Raw genomic sequence first — 12,804 nt, 5'->3', positions numbered from 1 at the left:
TCCTAGCATGAGGGTTCTCAATGGACTAAATTTCCGCCAACTTGAAAAACCGGGTGTGAATTCAAGAAATCAACCCGCAGAAAGCAACCTCTTTTTTGCCTTCTCGCCGTCACGGTAAACCATGGCCGGCTGTTGCGCGGGAAGGGAAACAGTCACCTTGCCGTTTTCGGTTTTAGCCTGCAACGGCATTGCTTTTTCCGTTGAGAGAGCGATCACGGCAACTTTTGCTGCATCCCATCCGCTGGGCAACGTGGCCGACAATTCTTTTTCGGTTGTGGAGTAAAGGGCAATGCGCTCGTCGTCCACAGGACAGAAAGTGCTGCCATCCCGCGCGACTTCGACACCATCCAAAGTTACGGAGTAGGTTTTATTGGCCCAGTCCAGATCAATTTTTGAATTTCCCTCCAGGCCGATAATGGTGCGCTCTCCATCGCGGTGGAAGGTTTCGATGTTGCGGTGGTTCAGCTTAAACCATGGCACCCACATTAAATAATAGGATTCAATGAAGTTCCGCAGGTCCGTATCCACCGTGATGAAGGTGTGCGGAGACGCGTTGTAAAACAACAGATTGAGCGCTCGCTCCGCTGGAGTAGTAGTGGCCCGTCTGCCACCTCCACCTGCGTTGCCCCATGTGGCGCTTTTCCGGTAGATGGTGGCCAGCATAGGTATGGGTTTGCCGCCGAATGGACAGGGCGTCGGACTCGGGGGATACCAGAAAGAGCTGATCTTGCCGATGAATGCGTAGCGCAAGGCTTCAGAACTTACGTCTACTTTGTACTTGGCGAACTCTTCGAGGACTTTGTAGCGGCCCTCCAGCAGGTTCTTCACCCCGCTGGCGGGATGGGCCGGGTCCCAGTCATTCCGGATTGAATAATAAGAAAGCACATCCACATGTGTGCTCTCGCGCAGCTTATAGTGTTCGCAGGTGTAGCGGACACGCTCGAGGCCTGGACCCTTCATGTATTTGGCGAGGCCAACGATGTAAGAGTTCTCGCCCGTCCAATTGCGGCTCTCCCACAGCTCGCCATCAGGCCGCCGTGCGATGATATCCGGGTTCCACGCCGGGCTGCTCTTGTAGGCGTCGTCGTAATTGTCAGAGAAAGTAACATTGCAGTTGTACTTAGGACCTTGTTGCATCAGGTGCATCAGACCGTCATATCCGCCGACTCTTTGGTTCACTTCAGCTACTGCGGGATATCCAGTATCTTTGCCGCGATATTGCCAGCCCCAGAGATGGACGATCTGCGGTGACTGATCAATGAGCGCCGCTACCTTGGCGATCAAGCCCTCGGCTTGTTCGAACGTCGCTCCCGGCTTTTCAAAGTGCGGCTCGTCGCAATGAATGCCATAGGCCAGTTTGTCGTCGTAATAATGTGTGGGAATGGCCGGCATGTGTTGGCGTACGAACTTGGCGCCATCCAGCCAGTCCACGGCGCCGTTCACATCAACGTCGGTAATGAAATCCAGACGGCACGAGGATTTTTGTCCGATCAGCAGATTCGGCGTGTGGTTGGTTCCACAATTTAGGGTATTCTTGCCAGGGTCGAGGTTCAGGTCGTAGCACCCACTGCCATTCACGCGGTAGGTCTTGGTAGTGCCGAGCGAGGCCCGCCGATGGCCGTCTGCTCCGGCCACTTCCAATGCGGTGCCATCCATGAATGCCGTTACTTCCTGCACGCAAATAGCGCGGTCGGTTCCGATCATCACTATGGGCAAAGAAGCCAGAACATTTCCCCAGAATCGGTTCGGAGGCAAGCTTCCGGCCTTGGCCTGACTCAGTATCGCGAGATTGCCGCCGTTTTCTCCGTGAGCGAGCCATGCGGCACCATCTTCTTCGCGCACGGTGGCCAAATGTGGCAGGGCGACTTCAATCAGTTCAAAGCCTTCGTTTTCTTGCACATCTTCCAGGGTGACAGTGAGCGTTGAACCGTCGAGATGGTAGCGGACGGTGAAGCTCACCGCAGGTTTGCCATCTTGAGAAGCCTCAAAATGAAAATCTGCATGGCTCTTGGTTGTCTTTACAGTAGAGGCGGTGACAGGTACGGGTAAGAATTTCCATTGATTGCGATCGCATACTGTGACTCTGATCTTGTTCCCGTAGTCTTCTCCTCGGAATTGCGCTTTGCTGCGCAGCAGCTTGTACCCGTAAGGCAATCCATCTTTCGAATCGAGAGTAACTTCCAAATCTGAAGATTTCAGCAGAACAGGTTTCTCAGGTTTATTCCGAGTAGGTAAATCAGCGCCCTCTGCCCAACTGAACTGCAAAGGACTGGCGGCTAATGCGGCCAAACCAGCAGCGCTCATTTTAAGAAATACACGCCGATGAATTTTATTGCTGTGCTCTTTCATACGGTGAGAACACCTCGATAAAGTTTGGAAGTTCGATTCTGTTTTAACTTGTAAAACTTCAGTGCTTACATGCCGTGCGGAGCAGGTAAACTTACGCCATAACCTTTTAATGTCTGTCGCGTTTACTCGATTTATTGCGTTCAACCTTAATGGCTTTGATGGTCGCTGTGTCTCCTTGGCCGGCAGCATTGATTGCGGCCACATCGAAGCTGTACGATTGCCCGCTTTGCAGTCCGTCAACCACTCCAAAGCTGGAATGCCTGCCACCGAGCGTGAGTACTGGGCGTCCCGTCAACACGACTTTGCGTTCTCCCGGATGCACGATGAAGGCGTACGCCGTGATGGGGCTGCCGCCGTCGTTTTCCGGAGTCTGAAAGTGAATGCTGACTGCGCCCTCGCCGGCAAATGCCTCGATGTTCGTGGGTGCCGAAGGCGGATGAATCCCCTTAGCGCTCGGCGTGACCGTACGCGAGGGCAAAGATGGCGAACTGGTTCCGTTGGCATTTGTGGCCGTGACGGCGAACGTGTAGTCAGTGTCGTTCGTAAGCCCAGAGAACTTGACGTATCCGTTCGTCCAAAAATCAGCCGAAGAGATCGTCGCTTTGTCGCCCTTAGAAGAAGTTACTGTGTACGACTCGACGGGCGCGCCGCCTTCGAATACCGACGGGTTCCAGGCCACGAAAGCAATGCCGTCGCCAGCCGCAGCAGCCACGCGGCTGGGTGGTTCCGGTGCGCTGGGATTGCTAAAGTGTTCATTGAGAATACCTTTGTATTCTGCACGTAAACCAGCACTTTGTAGGACTTGTTCCGACGCCTGATCAAGTGCGTTGATGATGTGGTTGTTGCTCAAGGTCACGTTCTTCTCCGAAACATCCGGATCGCCCTGCTGCCAATAGTTCCCCTCGAAGTCAAACGCATCGTAATTCTTGCCGTCGCCGCCGCCGTAGTAATCCTTGTGACGTCCACCCCAGTTGTCGTGGTTGGTGTGGAAGAGGACATTGTTCCTGGCAGTAACGTTTTTGCAGCCGTTATCCGTATAGATGCCATGACCGGTGCCGAATTGGTTGTAGATGACGTTCCCCACGAGCTTCTCGCCATTGCTGAGTGTGGGGCCGGTGAGGCCCTGTGTGTAAATGCCTCCGCCATCGGAGAGCAGCAGCATGTGATTGAAGATCAGGTTGTTGGCAACCACGTTGTTTTGCGAGAAGTTTGCCTGTCCGGCTTGCTGGATCTTATCGGGCCAGCCTCCCCAGCCCATCGAAATTCCCGTATAGGGAGTGTGGTCAATCTGGTTATATTGCACCAGCGTCCGCTGCGCATAGCCTACGTCAATTCCAATGCCACCGTGATACTCAGTTGCGACGTTATAAAGATGATTGTTGAGAATCCGATTGTCGCTGGTAATCTCGCTGCCCGTTGCCAGCGGTAGATTGACGTCTCCGAGTCCCAGCCCATTGCCAGAGATATCTGTAAAGACGTTGCCTTGAACTAAGTCAGACTGCGATCCATTCCCGAGCGTAAGGCCCGCCGCTCCCAGATGTACAAAGGCATCATTCAGAAACTGGATATTGTTGTCATAGATAAAAGAGACGTTTCCGGGAATCTTTGTCCATGCCCCGTAAGGGCAGTCGCCACTCGGAGCCAGCTTGCACAGACCTTGCGTGGCGTACCCGCCTTGCCCCGTGACCATGTAGTTGGCCTGGATTTCTGGAAAGCCTTCGCCGCCGCTCGGCTGTAGCCATGTGGCATATGAAAACTGCAGATGAGAAAAGACAATATGGTGGATGGGACTATCTTTTGTACCTTGAGCAGAGATGAGCTTTTCCAAAACAGGAACTTCAACATCTGCCTTGCTTAGGTCCTCCCCCGGCCGTGGTACATAATAGATGATGCCCGCCGACCGGTCGAAATACCACTGGCCGGGCGTCCCTAGCAATTCGAAGGCGTTCTCGACATACGCAGGTTCTTTGCCCACGCTAGCTGGACCAACAAGATTTGCCGTCCGCCTGACGTTGGGCAACATCACGCGCTTGGTGGAGTTGTCCCAGCAGGGCTGCGCCATCGTGATCGTTGTGCCCTGGATGCTGGCTACGGGACAGCGTGGCTCAGTCCAAGAGCCCAGGCCGAATGAGCCCTCCGACCACAGCGAATTCCCACCGGTATAAACAAACTCAATATCACTCTGGTTTTTCCACACGGCCATTGCAGAAGAGATGGCCTCATATCCGGTGTCGGTCTTGGTGACGCTCACCGGCAGGCGTCCTCGTGCCCGCAGTGCGCGCACGCCATCAACATAAAGCTGGCGAGTGTTCTTGAGGACCGCGGGCGTCGGCGCCGACCAGAGATTTTTGCCGGCGTCCAAAACCTTCCAACCTGTGACCTGCACTCCGCCGCTGATTACCGGTTTTTGTCCGGCAACGGCCGTGTAGATTACATTGTGGCCGTTTGTGCCCGAATCGCTCGAGTCCAGCGTTAAGGGCCCATCCAACCGGTAAACACCTCCACGGAGATATACCGTGATATCACCGCTCATTTTTTGGTCGATGGCGCGCACCAGGTCGCGAGCATGTTCCAACGTGCGTATGGGTTGGTTTTTGGTCCCAGGATTTTTGTCATCCCCACCAGGCGAGACGTAAATGGCCCGACCTTGAGAAGCAGGAGCAGCAATGCCGGGAATTACAGAGATTAAGACGCAGCACAAGAGCGCGAAAAATGACTTCATGGAATGACCTCAGAAAAATTCGAAGATTTCAATACAAATTCGATGCAAACCCAGAGCGCAATGATTAGTTGTGCCCGGGCAGGGGAGTTTTGTTGCTGCAGTGCGCAAACCGAGGAAGGTATACGATGTATGCCTGAAATTCAATACAAAAAATAATCGTTTCAAATATTAAAATATGAAAAGCGCGCTACCGGAACACTTCGCTGGCGCAGATACCGCTTTTCCATGCAGGTGCATGTTATTGAGCCAAGCTCATATAAATAAACTAAATATCAAAACGTTTGCTTATAAAGTTATAATAATTATAACCTTGGCTTATACGTCTCAGTCGTTTAAAAATAGGTTTGCAGCTTATTAACCAGAGTTCCCAGGTGGGGCACAATAAAGTGCCTCTTGATTACAAACAAACAAGTTAGCCATGACTGGCAACATGACGGATAGTGATAAACGTGAACAACGGAAACCCCAAGCGTAGTGCCGCAATTATGGCGGGCCCGAGTCGTGCGCCGGCCCGGGCAATGTTGCGCGCCATCGGCTTCACGCCGGAAGATCTGGCCAAGCCCATCATCGGTGTAGCCAATACTTGGACCGAGATTGGTCCCTGCAACTACCATCTGCGCGAGCTCGCCGAGGAGATCAAGAAGGGAATTCGCGAGGCCGGCGCGACCCCCATGGAGTTCAACACGGTCTCCATCTCCGATGGCATCACTATGGGCAGTGAAGGAATGCGCGCCTCGCTGGTGAGCCGTGAGGTCATTGCAGATTCCATCGAGCTGGTAGCGCGCGGCAATCTTTTTGACGGCATCGTGGCCCTTTCCGGATGCGATAAAACCATCCCCGGAACGGTAATGGCGCTGGCGCGGCTGAACATCCCTGGCGTGATGCTGTACGGTGGCTCGATAGCGCCTGGCAAATTTCACGAAAAGAACGTCACCATCCAGGATGTTTTCGAAGCCGTGGGCGCGCACGCTCGCGGAGCGATGTCTGACGCTGAGTTCTGTGAGATCGAGCAGCAGGCTTGTCCCGGAGCGGGTGCCTGTGGTGGTCAGTTCACGGCGAACACCATGTCCATGGCTTGTGAATTTTTGGGAATCTCGCCCATGGGCGCCAACGAAATCCCGGCCATGGTTCCCGAGAAGCATCTGGCCGCGCAAGCTGTTGGCAGAACCGTTGTCCGGCTGGTCAAAGAAAACGTGGTTCCCAGCGACATCATCACGCGCGAGTCACTGGAAAACGCAATCTCCAGTGTGGCCGCCAGCGCGGGTTCGACCAACGCTGTGCTTCATCTGTTGGCGATTGCGCACGAGATCGGATTGAAGCTCGACATCAACGACTTCGACTGCATCAGCCGCCGCGTGCCGCTCATTGCAGACCTAAAACCTGGCGGACGCTTTGTTGCCACAGACCTCTATGAGGCTGGGGGGACACGGCTGGTCGCGCAACGTCTCATCGAAGCAGGAATCCTCAATGGAAGCTGTAAGACAGTGACCGGTAGAACGCTTGCACAAGAGGCGAAAGAGGCGAAAGAGAATAAAGGACAAGAAGTTGTGCTGCCGCTCTCCAAGCCACTTAGCGCATCTGGCGGTCTGGTGATTCTCAAAGGAAACCTCGCGCCCGAAGGTTGCGTGGTCAAGCTCAGCGGACACACGCGCCATCAGCATCGCGGCCCCGCGCGCGTATTCGAATGTGAAGAAGATGCTTTTGCTGCGGTGCAAGAAAACAAGATCCGCCCAAATGACGTGCTGGTCATCCGCAATGAAGGTCCGCGCGGCGGTCCGGGTATGAGAGAGATGTTGGCGGTTACTGCGGCACTGACAGGTGCCGGCCTGGGAGAATCCGTGGCCTTACTTACTGACGGACGCTTCTCAGGCGCGACCCGCGGTCTTATGGCCGGGCACGTCGCCCCCGAAGCTGTCTGCCGCGGACCTATAGCTGCCGTGCGCGATGGCGACATCGTCGTTTTTGATGTTGATAAGCGCCAACTCTCCGTGGAAATTTCAGACTCGGAAATCGAAGAGCGTTTGCGCAACTGGCAGCCGCCCAAGCCCCGCTTCGCGACCGGCGTTTTCGCCAAGTATGCAAGCACTGTCTCTTCAGCTTCTGTGGGAGCGGTAACGGTATAGAGGATGCTATGAGCACAACAACAGCCGTGCAATCGCAGGTGCAAGCTCCTGCCAACGACAAGATGACCGGCGCACAGATTTTGTGGGCCTCGCTGGAGCGGGAAGGTGTGCAAACCGTCTTTGGATATCCCGGAGGCGCAATTCTTCCTGTCTATGACGCGCTCAAGCATTCATCCATTCGGCACATATTGGTGCGGCACGAGCAGGGCGCAACCCACATGGCCGACGGATTCGCTCGCGCCAGCGGCAAAGTTGGCGTGGCCATGGCAACCTCCGGGCCAGGTGCGACGAACATGGTCACGGGCATTGCCACCGCCATGCTCGATTCTTCGCCCGTGGTTTGTATTACCGGACAGGTAGGCAGCAAGTTTATTGGCAGCGATGCCTTTCAGGAAGTTGATATCACCGGTATCACTCTGCCCATCACCAAGCACAACTATCTTGTTACCCGAGCGGAAGATATTGCACGCACGGTACGGGAAGCATGTTATATCGCGCAGTCAGGGCGTCCTGGACCGGTTTTGATTGATATCACCAAGGACGCACAACAGAGCTCCTGTATTTTCGATTGGGAAGCAGCCGCGCCCCAACTGCCTGGCTATCGTCCCGATCTTTCTCCCAGTGCACGTGACTACGAAAAGGCGATTGAACTGATCCGTACTTCAAAGCGGCCCATTATTCTTGCCGGACACGGCATTATCCTTTCGGGCGCTACGCAGGAAGTTTGCAAGCTGGTGGAGCACCTCGATATACCAGTTGCGGTTACGCTTCTGGGGCTGGGCGGGATTCCGGCTTCGCATCCGTTGAATCTCGGCATGATGGGAATGCATGGCGAGGCCTGGGTCAACAACGCCATCCAGGAAGCTGACCTGCTGATTGCCCTGGGCATGCGCTTCGATGATCGCGTGACCGGCAACCTCAGCACCTATGCGAAGAACGCCAAGAAGATCCACGTTGAGATTGATCCTGCCGAGATCAACAAGAACGTGAAAGTTGATGTCGCACTGGTGGGTGATCTCAAGGAAGTATTGCGTGAGCTGCAACCCAAGCTGGAGTCAACTCCCAAGCATCCCGAGTGGGTTCAACACATTAAAGAACTCAGGGGGGATTCGGTGGTACGCGACATTCAAAACCTTCCCGATAGCGGCCACCTCTATGCTGCGCACGTGATCAATGATCTATGGCGCGAGACCGGCGGCAACGCGGTGGTGGTGACCGACGTAGGACAGCACCAGATGTGGGAGGCACAGTACTATCACCACAACTCTCCGCGTTCCCTTATTACCTCTGGCGGGTTGGGCACGATGGGATTCGCCCTGCCGGCCGCAATCGGCGCAAAGGTTGCGCGGCCTGAAGCGGAAGTCTGGGTAATCGTCGGAGACGGCGGCTTTCAGATGACCATGTGCGAACTGGCCACCATCTTCCAGGAAAAAATTAAGGTCCACATTGCCATTATCAACAACGGCTACCTCGGCATGGTACGCCAGTGGCAGGAGTTCTTTTATTCCCGTAACTACGCGGCATCACCCTTGGTCAATCCTGATTTCGCCAAGCTCGCCGAAGCATTTGGCATTCGTGCGGCGACGGTGACCCAGCGTTCAGGCGTGATTCCTGCGATTCGCGAAGCCCGCGAACATGATGGGCCCATGCTGATTAACTTCCGCGTCGAGCAGGAAGATACGGTTTATCCGATGGTCCCGGCCGGCGCCGATCTGAAGGACATGATTCGCCGCCCCAATCCCATCGCCGATACCGAGATGGAGTGGTAAGGGTAGTAAAAATGAAAGTGATAGAGAGATTGTTATGCTGAACACATTCGTTGTTTACGTCGAAGATAAACCAGGCGTGCTGGCGCGCGTGGCGATTCTGTTCCGCCGGCGCGCATTCAATATCGAGACCTTGACGGTTGGACGCACCGAGGTGCCCGGCGTTTCACGTATGACCATTGTGGTGGATACCGATGAACACGGCGCCTTGCGCATTGAAGCCAATCTGTACAAGCTCGTGAATATTCTGCGCATACAGAACATAACGGAATCCTACGTCTCGCGCGATATGGCTCTGATCAAAGTGGCCATAAGCGCTGAGACGAAAGCGCGCGTCCACGAAATTATAGGCAAGCATGGCGCGCAGATTGTGGAAGCCGGTTCAGAGGCCCTGATCCTGCAGTTCACCGGAACAAAGGAAAAGATTGATGAGTTTGTAGAAATTCTGCGTCCCTACCGCATTCTGGAGATGGTGTGCACCGGGCACGTTGCCATGGCTGGCTGCAGTTCGCTGGCATCGCAAAATACCATTTCTTCTTTCAATGACTCAGTGACAGGCAATACTCAAAACATTGCCCGTTCGGTTTAACTAAAATATTTTTGGAGAAAATACAGACATTATGGCAAAAATCTATTTGGAAAATAATGCAGACCTCGCGTTGATTCAGCAGAAGAAGGTCGCGATTATCGGCTACGGCTCCCAGGGCCACGCGCACGCACAGAATCTGCGTGATAGCGGCGTCTCAGTTCGCGTGGGCTTGCCCGCTTCGAGCGCTTCGCGCTCCCGCGCTCAGGCCGATGGATTCACGGTCGTAACGCCCGCGGAAGCCGCCGCCTGGGCCGACGTCATCATGCTGCTTGTGCCCGACACAAAAACGGCAGCGCTCTACAAAAAGGAAATCGAGCAGCATCTCGCGGCTGGCAAAATGCTGATGTTCGCCCACGGCTTTAATATCCATTACGGCACAGTGACTCCGCCGCCCAAGGTTGATGTGAGTATGGTTGCGCCCAAGTCTCCCGGACACCGTGTGCGCGAGCTTTACGTCGAAGGCAGCGGCACGCCGGCGCTCTTTGCCGTGCATCAGGATCCCAGTGGAAATGCCCGCGCCTTGACCTTGTCTTACGCCAAAGGACTCGGTTGCACGCGCGCAGGGGTGCTGGAAACCACATTCGCAGAGGAAACCGAGACCGATCTGTTCGGCGAGCAGTCCGTGCTCTGCGGCGGCGTGAGCCATCTCATCAAGGCCGGATTTGAGACCCTGGTTGAAGCCGGATACCAACCTGAGCTTGCTTACTTCGAATGCATGCATGAACTCAAGCTGATCGTGGACCTGATGTATCGCGGCGGCCTGAGCTACATGCGTTATTCGGTGAGCGACACCGCCGAATACGGAGATTACACCGCCGGTCCGCGCCTGATCACCGAGGAGACGAGGCAGGTCATGAAGCAACTGTTGAAAGAAATACAGGATGGCACCTTTGCCAAAAAGTGGATCGCCGAAAATGAGACCGGCGGCAAATGGTTTTACGAGAAACGCGATCAGGAGCAGGACCAGCAGATTGAGCGCGTCGGCGAAGACCTGCGCGGTATGATGTCGTTCCTGAACCCGGTGAAAGTTAAAAAAGGGAAGTTACTCAACACGGTTTCCGCGTAGAACTTGTTTTATAAATATTTCATAAATGGGGCTTCAGCTTTTGAAGCGATTCCTGTTCAGAGTCCGCGAGCATAAGCTGTAGTGTCTCCGCAGCGGTCGTGTGTTAGCATGATTTGAAGAATATGGATTTTGATCAGCTTAATACGTTTGTAGAAGTTGCCAAACTAGGCAGTTTTTCCCGCGCAGCGGAGAAGGTCCTGCGCTCGCAACCGGCGGTAAGCGCCCAGATCCGCCAATTGGAGCAGGAGTACGGGCACAGACTCTTCGACCGGACGGCAAAATCAGTGCGGCTTACGCCGGCCGGGGAAGTGATCCTGGATTATGCCCGTCAACTTCTTGCGCTCCGCCACAACTCCCTGCGGGCGATTGCCGAGCGCAACGGCGTTCCGGTGGGTACTCTTTCCATTGGGGCCAATGAAGGCACTTTTCTGTACGTGCTGCCCAAGGTGTTCGCGAAGTATCACCGCATGTTCCCGAAAATCAGGATCAGCGTTTACCGGAACTTTACCCATAAGGTCATAGAAAAAGTGGAAGATGGAGCGCTGGATCTTGGCATGGTGACCTTGCCGGTCAAGTCTCCCAGCCTTCACGTTGTTCCTCTCTTTAAAGATAAAGTTCTGCTGATGGTTGGTCCGGGCAGTCCGCTTTTTAACAAGCGGTCGGTTACGATGGAAGAGCTGGCGCAGCAGCCGCTCATCATTCCTAAAACGGGATCAACCCGCAAATTAATCGAAAAAAACCTGCGTCCTTACCGTGAGAACCTCAATATCACGATGGAACTCACCAGCTTGACCATGATTAAACGTTTCGTGGCTGCCGGCTTCGGAGTTTCATTGATCAGCTCGACCTTTGCCCGCGAAAACGTGAAGCGGGGGGATGTCCGGCTGTTGAAGATCGAGGGGCTCGAGATATCGCGGGAGTTAGGTTTGATTTCTCAAAAGCACCGCAGCCTTCCCCATGCAGCTTCTGCCTTTTCGGAGCTCGCCCGCAAAGAACTCACTGCAAAACAACCAGAATAAGACTGTGAACTGGGACAAACGGTCTAGCCAATTCCTATAATCCCGCACTATGATGGAGTGCTCTCTATGAGCGGGCTCCGTCTCAGGAACAAGCCCATCTTCATAACATAACCCGAGGTACACATGCCCACAACACGACGTGAAATATGCTCTCTTCTGCCGGCTGCTTTTGCCCTGAGCGCTTTGTCTGCGAATGCTCTGGCCGCATCGGATTCCACTTCTTCCTCATTGCCTTCCGTCGCCATTGCGTTTGATCAACTGCCCGTAGAAAAGGGCAAAGGCGCGCAGTTCCGGCAGATTGTGAAAGGCAAGCTGGCGACAGGAGAGGAAGTTGAAATGCACGAGACTACCCTTGAGCCCGGTGGCGCCCCTCATCCGCCTCATCATCATCCTCATTCTGAATTCTGGCTGGTTCGGGAGGGAACGGTCGAAATCACGATAAGCGGCACGCCCCATGTCATCGGAGCAGGCTCGGCTGCCTATGTTGCTTCCAACGAGGTGCACGGAATCAAAAATGCGGGATCCACCCCTGCAACATATTTTGTCGTCGCCGTTGGCCCGGGAGCAGTGACCCACATTTCCCCGCAGGATGAAAACAAGAAATCAAACCCGGTTTAAAGTGGTTCTCAGTTCTCAGAAAGCTGGCTGCTTTCAACCGCGGGACCGGTTTTCAGGGGGTACCCCCCTTGCTGGCTTGGTTGGAAAACAGTACTCGGTACTCAGTACTCAGTACTCAGAAAAGTTAGCCTCACCGCAGAGGACGCGGAGGAACGCAGAGGCGCACATAGACAAATCGCTCTAGCGGCGGAATACTGCTCTTATGAATTTTCAAAGACCGAAGGGCCTCATCCTTAATCTTTGGCCCTGCATTCCTGGGAATGCTTTTTTTAAAACCTGTTGAATCTGCCTTTTTTTCTCAAAGCGTACGTATGTCACTCCGGTCGGGGTGGCGTAGGCCTTCTCGCTGCGGGGCTTTATTCTCCGGCTTAGGGACTGTGAACGGGGGAAAGGGAGAATTTCCGTGCAGGGTCCGTTCATAGCGCTGGGGCGTTTGCTGATTTGCACCGGCGGCGGATTCGGGGCTGACGGTGTTTTGCCGGGCTAGATCTGGTTTGTCTTCTGGTGTGTCTTGCTTGTTGGCCGGGGAGTAGGGGCTGATGGCTTTCGTGC

9 protein-coding genes are annotated in these 12,804 nt (G+C 54.4%); 6 read left to right on the top strand and 3 right to left on the bottom strand.

What is annotated here, in order from left to right:
- Positions 1-69: 69 nt before the first annotated feature.
- Both VK738_11010 and VK738_11005 read right to left on the bottom strand, forming a co-directional pair.
- A complete protein-coding gene (locus VK738_11010) occupies positions 70-2,289 on the bottom strand; it encodes an endo-alpha-N-acetylgalactosaminidase family protein (protein ID HTD23176.1) in 2,220 nt (739 codons plus the stop codon).
- Positions 2,290-2,455: 166 nt separating this feature from the next.
- Positions 2,456-5,071 (bottom strand): fibronectin type III domain-containing protein, encoded by a 2,616-nt coding sequence (locus tag VK738_11005; GenBank protein ID HTD23175.1) that lies wholly within the window; start codon positions 5,069-5,071, stop codon positions 2,456-2,458.
- A 449-nt stretch (positions 5,072-5,520) separates the two neighbouring features.
- Here VK738_11005 and ilvD point away from each other — a divergent pair, with 449 nt between their 5' ends.
- From ilvD to VK738_10975, 6 genes are all read left to right on the top strand, one after another.
- Entirely contained in the window at positions 5,521-7,194 is a 1,674-nt protein-coding gene (gene ilvD / locus VK738_11000) for a dihydroxy-acid dehydratase (protein ID HTD23174.1), read from the top strand.
- Positions 7,195-7,202: 8 nt separating this feature from the next.
- The gene (gene ilvB, locus VK738_10995) at positions 7,203-8,963 is read left to right on the top strand and encodes a biosynthetic-type acetolactate synthase large subunit (protein ID HTD23173.1); all 1,761 of its coding nucleotides are present in this window, start codon (positions 7,203-7,205) and stop codon (positions 8,961-8,963) included.
- A gap of 34 nt (positions 8,964-8,997) precedes the next feature.
- Positions 8,998-9,549, top strand: a complete 552-nt coding sequence (gene ilvN / locus VK738_10990) for an acetolactate synthase small subunit (protein HTD23172.1) — start codon at positions 8,998-9,000, stop codon at positions 9,547-9,549.
- Positions 9,550-9,580: 31 nt separating this feature from the next.
- Entirely contained in the window at positions 9,581-10,615 is a 1,035-nt protein-coding gene (ilvC, locus tag VK738_10985; protein HTD23171.1) for a ketol-acid reductoisomerase, read from the top strand.
- Positions 10,616-10,737: 122 nt separating this feature from the next.
- Positions 10,738-11,634 carry a LysR family transcriptional regulator gene (locus VK738_10980; GenBank protein ID HTD23170.1) on the top strand — a complete coding sequence of 299 codons (897 nt, stop codon included), beginning with the start codon at positions 10,738-10,740 and terminating at the stop codon, positions 11,632-11,634.
- Positions 11,635-11,757: 123 nt separating this feature from the next.
- Positions 11,758-12,252 carry a cupin domain-containing protein gene (locus tag VK738_10975; GenBank protein HTD23169.1) on the top strand — a complete coding sequence of 165 codons (495 nt, stop codon included), beginning with the start codon at positions 11,758-11,760 and terminating at the stop codon, positions 12,250-12,252.
- A 298-nt stretch (positions 12,253-12,550) separates the two neighbouring features.
- Here VK738_10975 and VK738_10970 read toward each other — a convergent pair.
- The coding region (locus tag VK738_10970) for a hypothetical protein (GenBank protein HTD23168.1) at positions 12,551-12,804 on the bottom strand (254 nt) is incomplete at its 5' end.

It is taken from the genome of Terriglobales bacterium (assembly GCA_035487355.1).
Classification (GTDB): domain Bacteria; phylum Acidobacteriota; class Terriglobia; order Terriglobales; family Acidobacteriaceae; genus QIAW01.
Note: the sequence above shows the minus strand (reverse complement) of the source record. Positions and strands in the feature narration are given on the sequence as shown.